Below are 15232 nucleotides of genomic sequence, written 5' to 3'. Positions count from 1 at the left end.
CTCCACGCCCTACCCCCGCACCGTCCCGAAGCGGACGTCGTACGCCGTGTCCGGGTGCAGCACGCGCAGCGTCCGCTCCCCCTCGGCGGCGACCTCCTCCCGCCGGGCCGTGCCGAGCCCGCGGAACGGCTCGACGACGAGGGCGCCCTCCTCCAGCCGCCACAGGCCCGCCAGGAAGCCGTCGACGAGGAGGGCGCGGTGGGCGGTGTTCCCCTGCCAGGAACGGCCCCGGAACTCGGGCGGCACGACGCGGGTGCGGTCGGCGTGGGAGAGGAGCAGGTTGTCGAACTCGGGCAGGAAGCGCGGCGGCGCCGGGGTGTCCGGGTCGGGCCGGGGGGCGTCCGGGAGGTCGAAGAGCTCGACGCCCCCGGCGTCGCGGAAGGTGACGAGCCGCGGCCGGAGGCGTTCGAAGGCCTCGCGCAGCCGGGTCAGTCCGGCCCAGACCTGCATGTCCTTCACGGAGGCCGGGCCGAAGGCGGCGAGGTAGCGCAGCACGATGCCGTCGGGCTCGGGCGCGGGCCCGGCGGGGCGGCCCAGCCAGTGCTCCGCGGTGGTGAGCATGACCTGGCCGCTGCGGCCCCACAGTCCGCGCGGGGTGATCTGGACCAGGGGGAGCCTGCAGCGGGCGGCGACGGACAGGGCCTGCGGGTCGGCGTCGGGCCACTCCTTCAGCAGGGCCTCGCGCAGCTGCCCCATGGTGCGCGGCTCGTCCTCGACGAGCTCACGGACCAAGGCCGCAAGCCGGTCCGGGTCGACGCCGGCGAGCCCCTTGCGGAAACCGGTGAGCTCGCGGTCGCGGGCGGGCTGCACCCACGGCCGCAGGGTGAGGCAGTCGTCGGCGGTGTGGGTGTGGAGGGTCGAGCGCAGGGTGACGATGCGGACGACCGCGCGGTCGGCCATCGGCCGGGACAGCTCCTCGGGAGTGAAGCCGTCGAGCCGGGCGGCGAGCGCGTGGTACGGCGGCTTGACGTTCTGCGCCTGGAGCCCGACCAGGTGCGCGACCGCCGCCTCGGCGGACATCGGCGAGCGGCGCAGCAGGAGCTGCCGTGCGAGGGTGGCGCGGTTCAGGGCCCGGACTCCGAGCACCTCGCCGGCCGGCGGGGTGACGCTCCGCTTGGTCTTCGTCATGTCAGCACGCTAGCGGGGCTTGCGGTCACCTTCTGTCCGCAAGGGGTGCACCGTCCCGGGGAGGCCGCCGCTGAAGGGACCGACGGCGGGCGCCGGCCCCGGCCCCGGCCCGGCGGTCCCTCGCCGTCCGGGCCCGCGTCCGGCCGTCCCGGGAGGTGATTGCCCCCCGCCGGAGCGGGGCACCCGGTGGCACTGTGCACGGAACGGAACCCGCGCGACCGGAGAGGGTCCTGCTGACCGGGTGGTTCAGCTTCCCCGAGGGGGAGGCGACCGCCGGGGACGTGCTGGCGCTGCACCGGGTGGAGGAGGTGCTGCGCCGGGCCCGGATCCCCTACGACGTCGTCTGGAGCCCCGGCTTCCTGCCGGACGCCCGGCACCTGGACGACGTACGGCCCCGCGACTACTCCCACCTGGTGTTCGTGTGCGGCCCGCTGCACGGGCCGCAGGTCGAGGAGCTGCACCGGCGCTTCGCGCACTGCGTGCGGATCGCCGTGGGGACCTCCGTGGTCGACCCCGAGGGCACGGCCGTGACCGGGTTCCACCGCGTGCTGGCGCGGGATGCCCCCGGCAGCGAGCCGTCCGAGGACCTGGCGGCCCGCGCTCCGGCGGTGCCCGCCCGGCCCGTGGTCGGGGTGATCCTCACCCACGGGCAGCACGAGTACGGACAGCGGCGGCGGCACGGGCAGGTCGCGGACCGGGTGACGCGCTGGCTGGCCGGCAAGGACTGCGCCCGGCTGGAGCTGGAGACCCGGCTGGACACGCACGACTGGCACCTGAGCGCGACGCCCGCGCAGGTGCAGTCGGTGCTGGCCCGCCTCGACCTCGTCGTCACCGACCGGCTGCACGGGCTGGTGCTCGCGCTGCGGGTCGGCACGCCGGTGCTGGCCGTGGACCCGGTCGCGGGCGGCGCGAAGGTGACCGCGCAGGCCCGCGCCTGCGGCTGGCCCGCGCTGCTGGGCGCCGAGCAGCTGGACGAGCGCCGGCTGGAGCGGTGGTGGGACTGGTGCCTGACCTCGGGCCGGGTGGCCGCCCGGCAGGTCCGCGACGCGTTCCGGGAGGACCGTGTGCCGGACGGCGCGGACCGGCTCGTGGAGGTGCTGGCGTCCCGCGCCGCCCCCGGTTAGCGCGGCGCCCGCCCGGGCACCCGGGATCCCCGCGCCCCGGTCGCCCCTGGAGGAGAGACGGTGTCCCTCGGTCGGCTCCCCGCACACGAACAACGCGTTCTCGACGAGATCGAACGGACCCTGCGCCGCGACCGCCGGCTCGACCGGCGGCTGCGCACCCTGCGGCCGCGCCGGCGGCCCGGCGTGCCGCACCTGCTGCTGCGGGCCGCGTCGTACCGTCCGCGCGGCCGGACCGTGGCCGTGCTCCTCACGGTGTCGGTCACGCTGATGGTGACCGGGATGGTCACCTCGGCTCCCGGCGTGATCTGGGCGTTCGCGGTGGTGTGGCCGCCGACGCTGTTCGCGGTCTTCCGGCTGCTGTGCCGGTGGTCGGGCGGCTGAGCGTTTGCCCTCCGGGGGCGGCGGGGACCCGGCCCGGCAGGAGGTGATCGTCGTGCCCGAGCCCGGAAGCAAGAAGTACGACACGCGGCGGGCCAGGCTCCGCAAGGACGCCGAGCGGTCCGGTGTCTCCGACCAGGACGCCAACGCTGCCGCCAACGAGGAGCTGCGGGAGGGCGAAGGACTGCGCAGCCGCGGCCCGCGCACCGAGCGCGGCCGCGGGCCCAAGGGCGAGCGCCCGGAGAGCACCGGCTGAGTCCGCGCCACGACCGTGTCGCGTCGCGCACGCGGTGACGGGGCCCGCCCACCGGTGCCGGTGGGCGGGCCCCGCCGCCGTGCGGTGTGCCGGCCCGTGCGGTGGCGGGCCCGCGGGTCAGCCCGTGTAGCGGCGGGCCGTGGAGGTGCGCTGGGCCGGTTCCAGCAGGCGCAGCCGGGACTCGACCTCACGGGGCAGGACGCGGCGTTCGCGCAGGACCCAGGGCAGGGCGGCCGCCGCCTCGGCGAAGGCGCGCAGGGAGGTGGTGTCGCGCGGGACCGTGCGGGCGAGGTCCAGGGTGCGGCGCAGCGCGGGGCCGGCCGGGCGGCGCAGCCAGGTGAACCACAGGGTGTTGCGGATGCCGTGCATCCGGCGCAGCGTGGGGTCCCGTGCCGTGGAGGCCTGGTGGTGGACCGTCAGGTGATCGGCGTAGGTGAGCCACCAGCCGTCGGCCGCCAGGTCCGCGGCGAGCAGTTCCTCCTCCCCGCCGAGCCAGAGTTTCGGGTGGAAGCCGCCGGCGGTCCTGAAGGCGCCGGTGCGCAGGACGGTGGCGGCGGCGAGGAACGAACCGAGGGCCGGTCCGGGCAGCCAGGACGGGCCGGGCACGGGCGAGTCGCGCAGTTCGCGGACGATCGGGTCGTCGGTGCCGTCCGGTTCGACGATGATCCGTGCCGTGACCGAGCCGAGCGCCGGGTGCCGGTCGAGCAGGTCGGCGGCGCCGGCCAGGGAGCCGGGCGACCACCAGGAGTCGTCGTCGCAGAAGGCGACGTACGGCGTGCGGACCTCGCGCACCGCGAGGTTGCGGCCGACGGCGCCGAGGTTGCGGCCGGGGCGCAGCAGCCGCACCCGGGGGTGGTGACGGGCGACGGCCCGGGCGGTGCCGTCCGTGGAGCCGTTGTCGGTGACGATCACCGGTGGCCGCTCGGGGAGTTCGGCGAGGTGGCCGAGGGTGCGCAGGAGTTCGCCGCACCGGTTGTGGGTGATGACGACGACGGTCGTCCGGGGGTCCGTCACACGGCCCTCCCCTCCAGCATCCGGGCGGCCCGCTCCACGTGCGGGGGCAGGGGCCTGCGCTCGCGCAGGGCGGCCGGCAGCCGGGCGAGGGTCTCGCGCAGCGCGCGCCGGGCGTGGTCGTCGCCGCGGGCCTCGGTCGCGAGGGCCCCGGTGCGGGCGAGGGCGTGGGGGACGGGGCGCCGCAGCCAGGCGGTGAGGAGTTCGTTGCGGCGCTGGATCGCCGGGCGGCCGGGGCGGGGCGCGGGGGCGGGATGGTGGTGGGCGACGACGTCGGGGCAGTGGGTGACGCCCCAGCCGCGGGCGGCCAGGTCGTAGGCGAGCAGGGTCTCCTCGCCGCCGATGGACAGCAGCCGGTGGAAGCCGCCCGCGTCGAGGTGGGCCTCACGCCGCACCACGGCGCCGCAGGCGAGGAAGCCGAGCACCTGGGTGCCGGGGAGGTCGGTGGCCGGGCCGAGCGGGGAACGGGCGAGGACCTCGTTGAGCGGATCGGGGTCGGCGGCCGGGCCGACGAGGGTGCGGGCGGCGATCAGACCGAGCCGGGGGTGGGCGTCGAACAGCTCGGCCGCCCGGGCGAGGGCGCCGGGCGCCCACCAGGAGTCGTCGTCGCTGAACGCCACGTAGGGGGTGTCGAGGGCGCGGGCGCCGTGGTTGCGGGCGAGGGCGCCGTGGTTGGCGGGGAGCGCCAGCACGCGGACCTCGGGGAAGTCGCGGGCGAGCAGGGCGCGGGTGCCGTCGGTGGAGGCGTTGTCGGCGACGAGGATCTCGGGCCGCTCGGGCAGGGCGAGCAGGTGGCGCAGGGTGACGGCCAGCCGGTCGCAGCGGTCGCGGGTGGCGATGACGACGCCGAGGCGGCCGTCCGTGGGCGGAGTGGTCATGGTGTGTTCTCCCCTCCCGGGTGGCGGGGGCGGGCAGTCGGTCGAGGGCGTCCAGGACGTCGCCGGGGGTCAGGCGCAGCAGCGCCGGGTCGGGCCGGCGGCCGTGCGGGTCGCCCTCCGGTCCCCGCCACAGGGCGATGTGCCGCGGGTGCGCGGGCGGGCCCCAGCGGCGGGGCGGGACCGGGCCGAAGAGGGTGACGGTGGGGGCGGCGTGGGCGACCGCGAGGTGCGCGATGCCGGTGTCGCCGCTGACGACGGCGCGCGCGCCGGCGACCAGGGCGCGGAGCCGGTCGAGGGGGAGGCCGCCGCCGAAGACGTCGGTGTCGGGCAGGCGGGCCTGCTTGGCGAGCCTCGCCACCAGGTCCGGCTCGTCGGCTCCCCCGGTGACCACGACCCGCAGCCCGCGTGCGCGCAGTGCGGTCGCGACGGCCGCGTACCGCTCGACGGGCCAGCAGCGGGCGGGGGCGCCCGCGCCGGGGTGCAGGACGACGGCGCCGGGGGCGGGGGACGCGGCGCCCGGCGGGGGCAGCAGCAGGTCGGCGGGGTCGGCGTCGATGCCGTACCAGCGCAGCAGCCGGCACCAGCGGTCGCGCTCGTGCTCCTCCGCGTACCAGGCCGGGCCCTCGACCTCCGGGGTGCCGGGGTGCGCGAACGCGAGGAGCCGGGCGGGGGCGAGGCCGCTCAGCAGGCGGTGGCTGGGCGGTCCGTTGCCGTGCAGGTCGACGGCGACGTCCGGGGGAGGCCCGGTCCAGCCGAGCGAGCGGGGGACCGCCCGCCCGGGTGCGGAGGCGGGCAGCACCCGGTCCACGGCTCCCGTGGCGCCGGCGACCGGCGCGAGCTCACCGGGCACGGCCAGCACCAGCTCGTGCCCGGGGAACGCCCGGCGCAGCGCCCGCAGCGCGGGGACACCGGCGAGCAGATCGCCGAGGCCCAGCGCGCGCAGAGCCAGCAGGCGGGGCCGCGGGGCCGCGGACCGCGCCGACGGGGCGGGGTGCGTCCGCGGTGCAGCGGCGGGGCCCCGCCGTCCGGACGGCGGGGCCCCGCCCCCGCCCGGTTCCGGTTCGGCGCGGCCGGCACCGGGCACGTCCGGCACCGGCTCCCCTCCTGGCGCGGGGCCGACAGCCGACGCGGGCGCGTCGTCCCATGCGGCCGGTGCCTGGCCGGGGGACGGACCGGGGGCGGCGGTCTCCTCGGGCCGGGGCGGCCCCGGCCCGTCGGCCGTGGGGGTCTCGCCGCCGGGCCGCGGCACGGCGCGGCGCGGTCCGGTCATCGCGTCCCCTCCGCGGCGCGTTCCAGCATCCCGGTCGACGAGCGGCCGTCCAGGTACGGCAGGAGGACCGCCTGGCCGCCCCACTCCTCCAGCAGCACCGCCTCGGGGAGGTCGGCGGCCGCGTAGTCGCCGCCCTTGACCCAGACGTCGGGGCGCAGGTCGGCCAGGAGGCGTTCGGGGGTGTCCTCGTCGAAGACCGCGACGGCGTCGACGCAGGCCAGGGCGCGCAGCACGCGGACGCGGTCGGCGAGCGGGTTGACCGGGCGGCCCGCGCCCTTGCGGCGGCGCACCGAGGCGTCGGAGTTGACGCAGACCACCAGGCAGTCGCCGAGCTCCCGGGCGGCCTGGAGCAGCCCGACGTGCCCGGCGTGCAGGAGGTCGAAGCAGCCGCCCGCCGCGACGACGGTGCCGTGGGCGGTGCGGATCCGGTCCGCGAGGGCGAACGGGTCGTCGCCGTCCGCCGGCGGGAGCGCGGCGTCCGGCCGGGGCAGGGCGCCCGCGCCGCCCGCGCCGACGAAGTCGGTCGCCGCGGCGACGGCGGCCTCGACGGCCTCGCCCACCAGGGCGCCGTCGGCGAGCAGCCCGGCCGCCGTCGCGGCGAACCGGTCGCCGGCGCCGCAGCTGTCGCCGTGGTGGGCGGCGGAGGCGGGCACGAGCAGGGGGTGCTCGCCGTAGGAGAGGAGGGCGCCGCGCGCGCCGAGGGTGACCGCGACGGCGGCGGCCTTCCAGTGCCGCACGAGCGCGGCGGCGCTGTGGGCGGCGGCGGCCAGGTTCCGGCGCGGGGTCGCGCCGTCCGGCGCGAGGGCGAGCGCCTCCTTCTCGGCCGGGGTGACCAGCCGGGTGCCGGGCACCGGCGGGCCGCCGCGCGGATGCGGGTCCCACAGCAGCGGCGGGCGGGCGGCCAGGACGTCCCGGAGGGCGTCGGCGGCGCCCCGGCCGTAGTCGGAGACGAGGACGGCGGGCGCGGCGCGGACGGTCTCGCGGGCCCGGTCGGTGGCCTCGCGGGCGCGGCCGTCCCCCCGGTCCAGGCGGGCCACCGGGCGGTCCGCGGCCAGGACGCGGCTCTTCTCCGGGAGCGGCCCGGTCAGCGGCAGCGGGACCAGGGTGACCCAGGGGTCGAGGAGCCGCCGCAGTTCACGGCTCGCGGGGTCGTCGCCCACGCCGGCGACGAGGGTGACCTCGCGGCCGTCGCGTGCGGCGAGGTACGCGGTGAGCGCGGCGCCGCCGGGGCGGGTCCGCTCCCCGTAGTCGTCGACCACCGGGACGGGCGCGTCGGGCGCGAGCCGTTCGGCCCGGCCGGTCAGGTCGCGGTCCAGCAGGGCGTCGCCGACCACGACGAGGGGTGCCTTGCCGTTCATGTCACCTCCCGTCGCCCCGGCCGCCCCGGTGCCGCGGGTCCGGGTTCCGCCGCCTCCCGCTCTCCAGCGCCGCGTCGAACGCCGCGCACACCATGTGCACCGCCACCAGGTGGAGTTCCTGGACGGTGGCCGCCGTGGGCGCCTCCACGCACAGCGACTCGTCGCTGCCCGCCATCAGCGGGTTGGGGGCGGGCCCGGTCAGGGCCCACACGTGCAGGCCGGCCGCGCGGGCGGCGTCGGCGGCGGACAGCAGGTTGGCGCTGGCGCCGCTGGTGGACAGCAGCATCAGCACGTCGCCGGGGCGGCCGTGGGCCCGGACCTGGCGGGCGAACACCGCGTCGACGCCGTAGTCGTTGGCGATGGCGGTGGTGCTGGAGGTGTCGGCGTGCAGGGCGATCGCGGAGAACGCGGGCCGGTCGTCGCGGTAGCGGCCGACGAGTTCCGCGGTCAGGTGCTGCGCCTGGGCCGCGCTGCCGCCGTTGCCCGCGGCCAGCAGCCGGCCCCCGCCGGGGAGCACCTCGGCGAGCCGTTCGCCCCACCGTGCGGTGGTGTGGGCGGAGGCGCGGAACGCCCCCAGGGCGTCCTGGAGTTCGTCGCAGTGACCGGTGACGGGAGGGTGGACGGTCATCAGGCCACCTCCTTCGGGGTCGCGTGTGCGGTCAGGACCCGGCGGTGCACGTCCTCGACGCCGTCGGCGACGCGGCTCCACGTGTAGTGGGCCAGGACGCGTTCGCGTCCGGCGGCGCCGTAGCGGCGGCGCAGTCCGTCCTCGGCGAGGAGTTCGCGCACGGCGGCGGCGAGCGCCCCGGGGTCCTCGGGCGGGACCAGCCGGCCGGTGGTGCCGTGGGCGACGCTGTCGCGGTGGCCGCCGACGGCGGTGGCGACGACCGGCACGGCGCACGCCATCGCCTCCAGCGGCACGATGCCGAACGGCTCGTAGTCGGGGGTGCACAGCACCAGGTCGGCGCTGCCGATGAGGGCCGGCATGTCGGCCGGGTCGACCGCGCCGAGCAGCCGGACCCGGTCGGCCACCCCGACGCGGTGCGCCAGGTGCCACAGCCGCCGCGCCTCCGGGTCGCGGCCCAGTCGTCCGGTGGCGGGCCCCCCGGCGACGACGAGTTCGGCGTCCGGGATCGCCGTCAGCGCGCGGACGGCCCGGTCGTAGCCCTTGCGGCGGACCAGCCGGCCGCAGGCGAGCAGCCGGTGCCGCGCGCGGCGCGGCGGTGTGCCCGCCCCCTCGGCGCCGGGGCGGAAGTGGTCGGCGTCCACGCCGCAGGGCACCACCGACACCCGGCTGCGGTCCACGCCCATCTCGGCCAGTTCGCGCACCTCGTCGCCGCAGGTGGCGAGGACGCGCGCGCAGCCGCGTCCGATCTGCCGCTCGGCGGCGATGCGTTCGGGCGGGCTGGTGTCCCGCCACCCCTGGTGGCGGCGCTTGACGGTGCCGAGGGCGTGGAACGTCTGCACCACCGGGACGCCGTACGGGCGGGCGCCGGTCCGTGCGGCCAGGCCCGACATCCAGAAGTGGGCGTGCACGACGTCCGGCCTCTCCCGCCGCCAGGCCCGGGCGAGGTACGCGCCGAAGGCGGGCATGTGGGGCAGCAGTTCGTCCTTGGGGACGGCCTCGGGCGGGCCGGCCGGCACGTGCTCCACGACCGCGCCGCCGGGCAGCGCCACCCGGTCGGGCAGGCCGGCCGCGTCGCGGCGGGTGTACACCGTGACGCGGTGGCCGCGCCGGGCCAGCTCCTCGCTGAGCCGCGCCACGTACACGTTCTGGCCCCCGGCGTCGACGCCGCCGAGCGCGGCGAGCGGGCTCGCGTGCTCGGACACCATGGCGATCCTCATCGAGTCACCTCCTTCAGCAGCCGCTCCCAGTCGTCCAGGAAGCGGGACAGCCCGTAGCGGGACAGCGCCGCCGCCCGTGCGCCCTCGCCGGTCAGGCGGGCGCGCAGCGGGTCGGCGACGAAGTCCCTCACGGCTTCGGTCAGTACGTCGATCCGGTTGGAGACCACTCCGGCCCCGGGCGGCACGGCCTCGGTGACCTCGGTGGTGGCGAGCGCGACGACGGGCATGCCCAGGTGCATGGCCTCCAGCAGGGACAGGCCGAGGGAGGTCCAGCGCACGGGGTGGACGTAGACGCGCCGGCGGGCCATCTCCGTGTGCAGGTCGGCCTGCGTCAGTTCGTGCGCGCGGCAGCGGCCGGCGGGCAGCCCGAGGTGGCCGGCGAGACCTTCGGTGCCCATGCCGAAGACGTCGAGGGGGGCCGCCTCGGCGAAGACCGGCAGCAGGTCGGTGCCGGTGGTGCGGCCGCGCCGCACCGGCTCGTTGACGACGACGGCGGCGTGCGGCAGTTCGCCGGTCCACAGCGGACCGGGGTCGACGATGCCGTGCTCGACGACGGTGGCCGGGGCGGGACCGGCGTCCCACATCAGGCGGTTGAAGTGGGTGACGTGGACGAGGGTGGCGCCGGGGATGTCCGCGGCCGGGTGGCGGGTGTCGGGCACGTTCCCGTGCGGGGCGTTGTGCTCCAGGTAGACCAGGGGCGGGCGGCGGCCCAGCCACCGGTCGACGAGGGCGGGTTCGTGCGGCCGTTGCAGCACGACGACGTCGATGTCCGTCTCGCGCAGGCGTTCCGGGGGCACCTCGACGACCGAGTCGGGCCAGTCGAAGGTGCGGGCCCGGCCCAGTCCGTCGGGTCCGCGGTCCGGGGTGACGGGGACGACGTAGGTGTGCGGGCCCTGCACGAAGGCCGTGGTCCACGACCCGTGCACGTGCCAGAGCAGGATCCTCATGCCACCTCCACGAGCTTGTCGACGGCGGCGACGACGTCGAGCGCGGTCACGTCGTCCAGGCACGGGTGGCCGGGCACGGGGCACTGCCGGGCCCGGGTGCCGGCGCACGGCGCCCGCTGGTCGCCGAGCAGCACGTACGGCACGCCGTACGGCCGCCACCGCTCGGCCGGGACGACCGGCGCGAACAGGGACACCACCGGGGTGCCGACGGCGGCGGCGAGGTGCGCGGGCCCGGTGTTGCCGGTGACGGCGCAGGCGGCCCCGGCGAGCACTCCGGCGAGTTCGGCGGCGCCGGTGCGGCCGCCGAGGTCGAGGGCCCGGTCGCCGGCGACGTACGCGGTCAGGTCCCGCTCCCCCGCGCCGCCGGTGACCACCACCCGGCGGCCCGCGGCGGTGAGTTCGCGCACCGCCTGCGCGCACCGCTCGGGGCTCCAGGCGCGGGCGGGCACGCTGACGCCGGGGTGGACGACGACGTAGCCGGCCGGGCCGGTCAGCTCCTCGACCGGGGGCGGCGGGAGCACCCGCAGCCGTCCGTCGTCGGCCCGGGGGAAACCGGCGGCCTCGGCGAGGTCGAGCGCGGCCTCGGCCTCGTGGGCGTGCGGGGCGCGGTGGTGGCGCACGTCGAGGAGGGAGCCGGGGTAGTCCTCGCTGTCGGCGGCGAGGAACCGGATCCCGGCCAGGCGCAGCAGCAGGGCGGTGGGCAGCGGGGACTGGTGGAAGGAGGTGAGGATCAGCGCGGTGTCGGCCTCCACGGCGGTGACGGCGGCGACGAGTCCGTCGATCTCCTCGCGGCGGACCGGGGGCGGCTGGAAGCCGGCCCAGGGGGCGTCCCAGACCAGGACCTCGTCCACGCCGGGCAGCAGCCGGGCGGCGGGGGCCCCGTGCGGTCCGCACAGCAGCGTGACGGTGTCGGCCCGGGCGGCGACGGCGCGCACGGCGGGTCCGGCGAGCAGGACGTCGCCGAAGTTGTCGAGGCGGGTGACCAGGGCCTTCACGCGCGCCTCCCCGGTCCGGGGCGCTCCGCGCGGGGCACGGAGACGCCCGCGCGTCCGTCCCGCGGCGGTGTCTTCCCCGCGCGGTCCGCGACGGGCGGTGCGGCGGCCGCGTCCCGGTCGTGCGGCAGTCCGTCCAGCACCGCGCGCACCGCGGTCGCGAGGTCCGGCGCCACGTGTGCGGCGGCGGCCGTCTCCTCGGGGCGGGTCCGCGGGGTGGGGACGAGGATGCCGTGGGCGCCGGCCCGGCGGGCGGCCTCGACGTCGGCGCCGATGTCGCCGATGACGACGCAGTCGGCCGGGTCCGTGCGGATCCGCCCGGCCGCCCACAGGATCATGCCGGGCCGGGGTTTGCGGCAGGGGCAGCCGTCGTCGGGCCCGTGCGGGCAGACCGCCCACACGTCGAAGGGGCCGAGGAGTTCGTCGACGCGGTGGTTGACGCGGCGGACGTCGGCGTCGGTGAGCAGTCCGCGGGCGACGCCGGACTGGTTGGTGACGACGCCGGTGCGCACGGAGCGGGCGCGCAGCGCGTCGAGCGCCTCGCGGGCGCCCTCGACGGGGCGCACCCGCTCGGGGTCGGCGTTGTAGGGGACGTCGTGGACGAGGGTGCCGTCGCGGTCGAACAGCACCGCCCGCACCGGGCGCCCCGGGTTCGCCCGGCTCACCGGGCCGCCTCCGGCCAGGCGGGTGCGTGCCGGTGGCGCCAGGCCCCGGCCAGCCGGTGCCAGGTCGCGGCGGGCGGGATGAGCACGCTGGTGGCCAGCATGTCCGTCACCTCGTCGCGGGTGCGCGGCCCGGGGGCGATGCGGGCGCGGGCGAACTCGGCGGTCCCGGCGGCCCAGCCGAGGGCGCAGGCGGCGGCCGCCCGGCGGCGCCCGGTGAGGGCGAGGGCGCAGGCGGCCGCACCGGCGGCGGTGATCGCCGCGTGGCGGCGGATCCGGCCGCGCGGCGCGACCGCCTTGTCCCACCAGCCGGGTCCGTGCAGGCGCCGCATCAGGGCGTCGTCGGCGTTGCCGCGCTGCTGCCCCACCGACGCCCAGCGGGAGACGGGGCGCACGGGGTGCAGGGTGGTGCGCCGGCCCTGGCGGACGCGCCAGCCGGCGTCGAGGAGCCGCAGCGCGAGGTCGGCGTCCTCGCGGAAGGCGCGCGGGAAGCGCTCGTCGAAGCCGCCGACCTCCTCGAGGGCCTCGGTGCGGTAGGCCATGTCGGCGGTGATCCAGTGGGCCCGGGCGAGGCCGGCGGTGCCGCGTTCCCAGTCGGTGGGGCGGCGTCCGCCGGGCAGCGGCACGGTGATGACGCCCTGGACGCCGGCGGTGTCGGGGGACGCCTCCTCGAGGTCCTGGACGAGCTGGGCGCACCAGTGCGGGCCGACCTGGACGTCGTCGTCGAGGAAGGCGACCCAGGGCGCGGTGACGGTGCGCAGCCCGGTGTTGCGGGCGGCGGCGGGCCCGCGGCCCCCGCCGGTGAGGACGGTGGTGCGTTCGCGCAGGTCGCCGAGGACGCTCAGCGCGTGGTCCAGCACCCCGGGGCCGGGACCGGAGCCGGGCCGCCGGTCGTCGACGAGGACGATCGCGTCGGGGTGCGGCCCGTTCGCGGCGGCCAGCGCAGCGAGGCAGTCGGCGAGGGTGTCCCGCACCAGGGTGGGGATCACGACGGCGTACGACGTCATCCGAAGGCCCTCCCCCTGCGCACCGCGTACGGCCCGATCGCCAGCAGGTCCACCGGGGCGGAGCCGAAGCACTCCAGGGCGTCGCGCGGGTCGTCGACCATCGGCCGGCCGGCGGTGTTGAGGCTGGTGTTGACGACCACGGGCAGTCCGGTGCGCCGTTCGAAGCCGCGCAGCATCCGCGCGACCAGGGGTTCCCGGCGCTCCTCGACGGTCTGGATGCGGGCGGTGCCGTCGACGTGGACGACGGCCGGGATCCGCTCGCGCCACTCGGGGGCGACGTCGTGGACGAAGAGCATGTACGGACTGGGGACCGGGCCGCGGGAGAACAGCTCGGCGGCGCGGTCGGCGAGGACCATGGGCGCGACGGGCCGGAACTCCTCGCGGCCCTTGACGTGGTTGAGCCGTTCCAGGTTCTCGGCGCGGCCCGGGTGGGCGAGCAGGGAGCGGTGCCCGAGGGCGCGCGGCCCGTACTCGCTGCGGCCCTGGAACCAGGCGACGACGCCGTCCCGGGCGAGTTCCGCGGCGACGGTCTCGGCGATGTCGTCGGGCTCCTCGTAGGGGACCGCGGCCTGCTCGAGCCAGGCGCGCAGTTCGTCGTCGCTCCAGCCGCGGCCGAGGTCGGCGCCGGGCATGGGCTCGGGGGTGATCTCCTGCGCGGCCACGTGCAGGGCGCCGCCGAGCGCGGTGCCGGCGTCACCGGCGGCGGGCTGCACCCACACGTGCCGGTACGGGCCGCGCGCGGCGATCGCCGAGTTGGCGACGCAGTTCAGCGCGACGCCGCCGGCCATGGTGAGGGCGTCGCCGCCGGCCTCGCGGTGCAGCCAGTGCACGAGCTCCAGCAGCACCTCCTCCAGGACCGCCTGGGCGCTGGCGGCCAGGTCCGCGTGGTCCTGGGTCCAGGGTTCGTCCCCGGCGCGGGGCGGGGCGAGGGCGGCCCAGTCGACGCCGTGGGCGCGGAAGCCGCCGTGGCCGGTGGGGTGGACGTCCTCCCGCAGGCGGGCCAGGTGGCGCGGGGCGCCGTAGGAGGCGAGGGCCATCACCTTGTACTCGTCGCTGCTGCGCAGGAAGCCGAGGTGGGCGGTGAGCTCCTCGTAGACCAGGCCGAGGGAGTCGGGCAGCGCCTGGGTGGCGAGGGTGTCGAGCTTGCCGTCGCGGTAGCGGCCGGCCAGGTGGGAGGCGGACTCGCCGCGGCCGTCGAGGACGAGGACGGCGCTGTCGGGGTGCGGCGAGGCCGGTCCGGCGGAGGCGGCGTGGGCGACGTGGTGGGGGACGAAGACGACCCGGGCGGGGTCGAGGCCGGGCAGGGCCTCGGCGAGGAACTCGGGGGCGCGGCGCGCGTACTCCAGGCGCAGCGGGTCCCAGGGGTCGTCCAGGCCCATGTCGCGGGCGGGCCGGGCCAGCGCCGGGTCGAAGGAGTAGGTGACGGCGTCCAGGCCGGCGGGGGTGAGGCCCGCCTGCTCCAGGCACCAGTGCGCGGATCGCTCGGGCAGTTCCCAGGCGGAGAACGGCAGGGGCCGCTTGCCGTGCTTGCGCCGGCTGAAGCGCTCCTCCTCGGCCGCGGCCACGGTCCGGCCGTCGACGACCAGGGCGGCGGCGGGGTCGTGGAAGAGGGCGTTGATACCAAGGATGCGCATGGGGGTGTGCTCCGTCCCTGCGATACATGTGGTGCTCTCGGGACGCGAGTGCCGCACCGCAGTTGTCTCAAACACTTGGAGACAACTCGCATTGATATGTCCATATTTACAGCCTTATGCACCCGTCTCCGACCTGCGACGACGGCACGGATCGGGCCGGTCGGCGGCCCCGGACGGTGAGGGAGCGAAACGATCCGGCCAATGGGTTCGGACGGCGGCGACGGCGCGGGGCGGGCCGGCCGGCGGGCCCAGGCGGCCACCGCCCGCGTGAACCGGCCGATGGTGCGCCCCAGGCCCTCGCTCCGGCCGGCCCGGGGCCGCCGGCCGAGCCGCTCCCGGGCCGGCCGGGCGTCGGGGCCGGCGGCGTCGGCGCGGACGAAACGAAAGCCGCGGTACCGCTCCGGCTCGGCGACGTCGGCCCGGGAGCCGGTGGCCAGGTCGTCCAGGCACACGATCTCGGTGCCGGCCCCGGCCGGCCGTGCGCACAGGCGGGATCCGGCGCGTCCCGCCCCGCCGGCCACCAGGACCCTGCGCCGGGGGCGTTCGCTCACGGGGTCCCTCCCCGATCCCGCGCTCCCGTCGCAGGCGCCGGCGCCGTACGCGTCGGCGTCGCACGGGCCGGCGCCCCGCGCGCGGGCGTCGCACGGGCCGGCGCGAGTAACCCGGTGACGACTCTCACACGCCCCCGCCCCTCCGCCCGAGGGCACGCGAAACGGACTATACATCGCGCGTATAAACGCTG

14 protein-coding genes and 1 pseudogene are annotated in these 15232 nt (G+C 78.0%); 3 read left to right on the top strand and 12 right to left on the bottom strand.

Annotation, left to right across the window (positions count from 1 at the left end; translation table 11 throughout):
- Nucleotides 1–9: 9 nt before the first annotated feature.
- Entirely contained in the window at nucleotides 10–1128 is a 1119-nt protein-coding gene (locus tag GL259_RS30555; protein WP_159536499.1) for a winged helix DNA-binding domain-containing protein, read from the bottom strand.
- A gap of 194 nt (nucleotides 1129–1322) precedes the next feature.
- Between GL259_RS30555 and GL259_RS30550 the strand changes: the two genes are divergently transcribed.
- Genes GL259_RS30550 through GL259_RS30540 form a run of 3 tightly spaced genes read left to right on the top strand, consistent with a single transcriptional unit; the run spans nucleotide 1323 to nucleotide 2886 of the window.
- Nucleotides 1323–2252 (top strand): polysaccharide pyruvyl transferase family protein, encoded by a 930-nt coding sequence (locus GL259_RS30550; protein ID WP_159536498.1) that lies wholly within the window; start codon nucleotides 1323–1325, stop codon nucleotides 2250–2252.
- Between the two features lie 60 nt (nucleotides 2253–2312).
- On the top strand, nucleotides 2313–2633 hold the full coding sequence (locus GL259_RS30545; protein WP_159536497.1) for a DUF3040 domain-containing protein: 321 nt from the start codon (nucleotides 2313–2315) through the stop codon (nucleotides 2631–2633).
- 52 nt (nucleotides 2634–2685) lie between these two features.
- Nucleotides 2686–2886, top strand: coding sequence for a hypothetical protein (locus tag GL259_RS30540; protein WP_166461578.1), 201 nt, complete (start codon nucleotides 2686–2688; stop codon nucleotides 2884–2886).
- 117 nt (nucleotides 2887–3003) lie between these two features.
- Here the strand turns inward: GL259_RS30540 and GL259_RS30535 are convergent, their stop codons facing one another.
- The 11 genes and pseudogenes from GL259_RS30535 to GL259_RS30485 form a co-directional block, all read right to left on the bottom strand.
- A complete protein-coding gene (locus GL259_RS30535) occupies nucleotides 3004–3900 on the bottom strand; it encodes a glycosyltransferase family 2 protein (protein ID WP_159536495.1) in 897 nt (298 codons plus the stop codon).
- Nucleotides 3897–4775 (bottom strand): glycosyltransferase, encoded by an 879-nt coding sequence (locus tag GL259_RS30530; RefSeq protein ID WP_159536494.1) that lies wholly within the window; start codon nucleotides 4773–4775, stop codon nucleotides 3897–3899. Before GL259_RS30530 ends, GL259_RS30535 begins: the two co-directional genes overlap by 4 nt.
- A 31-nt stretch (nucleotides 4776–4806) precedes the next feature.
- Nucleotides 4807–5727 (bottom strand): annotated as a pseudogene (locus GL259_RS30525) (glycosyltransferase family 9 protein); the annotation flags it as partial.
- A 314-nt stretch (nucleotides 5728–6041) separates the two neighbouring features.
- Nucleotides 6042–7403 (bottom strand): D-glycero-beta-D-manno-heptose 1-phosphate adenylyltransferase, encoded by a 1362-nt coding sequence (rfaE2, locus tag GL259_RS30520; protein WP_159536493.1) that lies wholly within the window; start codon nucleotides 7401–7403, stop codon nucleotides 6042–6044.
- A gap of 1 nt (nucleotide 7404) precedes the next feature.
- The gene (locus tag GL259_RS30515; RefSeq protein WP_159536492.1) at nucleotides 7405–8031 is read right to left on the bottom strand and encodes an SIS domain-containing protein; all 627 of its coding nucleotides are present in this window, start codon (nucleotides 8029–8031) and stop codon (nucleotides 7405–7407) included.
- Nucleotides 8031–9248, bottom strand: a complete 1218-nt coding sequence (locus tag GL259_RS30510) for a glycosyltransferase (protein ID WP_159536491.1) — start codon at nucleotides 9246–9248, stop codon at nucleotides 8031–8033. The genes GL259_RS30515 and GL259_RS30510 overlap by 1 nt, the downstream gene beginning before the upstream one ends.
- Nucleotides 9245–10195 carry a glycosyltransferase gene (locus tag GL259_RS30505; RefSeq protein ID WP_159536490.1) on the bottom strand — a complete coding sequence of 317 codons (951 nt, stop codon included), beginning with the start codon at nucleotides 10193–10195 and terminating at the stop codon, nucleotides 9245–9247. Before GL259_RS30505 ends, GL259_RS30510 begins: the two co-directional genes overlap by 4 nt.
- A complete protein-coding gene (locus GL259_RS30500; protein ID WP_159536489.1) occupies nucleotides 10192–11190 on the bottom strand; it encodes a glycosyltransferase family 9 protein in 999 nt (332 codons plus the stop codon). Before GL259_RS30500 ends, GL259_RS30505 begins: the two co-directional genes overlap by 4 nt.
- Nucleotides 11187–11852: an HAD family hydrolase gene (locus GL259_RS30495; RefSeq protein ID WP_159536488.1), complete on the bottom strand. Its 666-nt coding sequence runs from the start codon at nucleotides 11850–11852 to the stop codon at nucleotides 11187–11189. The genes GL259_RS30500 and GL259_RS30495 overlap by 4 nt, the downstream gene beginning before the upstream one ends.
- Nucleotides 11849–12856 (bottom strand): glycosyltransferase, encoded by a 1008-nt coding sequence (locus GL259_RS30490; protein ID WP_159536487.1) that lies wholly within the window; start codon nucleotides 12854–12856, stop codon nucleotides 11849–11851. Before GL259_RS30490 ends, GL259_RS30495 begins: the two co-directional genes overlap by 4 nt.
- Complete coding sequence (locus GL259_RS30485; RefSeq protein ID WP_159536486.1) at nucleotides 12853–14490, bottom strand: carbamoyltransferase C-terminal domain-containing protein; 1638 nt, start codon at nucleotides 14488–14490, stop codon at nucleotides 12853–12855. The genes GL259_RS30490 and GL259_RS30485 overlap by 4 nt, the downstream gene beginning before the upstream one ends.
- Between the last annotated feature and the right edge of the window lie 742 nt (nucleotides 14491–15232).

Origin of the sequence: Streptomyces sp. Tu 3180 (genome assembly GCF_009852415.1) — a bacterium.
In the GTDB taxonomy this organism is placed as follows: domain Bacteria; phylum Actinomycetota; class Actinomycetes; order Streptomycetales; family Streptomycetaceae; genus Streptomyces.
The sequence above is the reverse complement of the archived record's forward strand: the minus strand, read 5'-3'. Positions and strand labels throughout refer to the sequence as shown.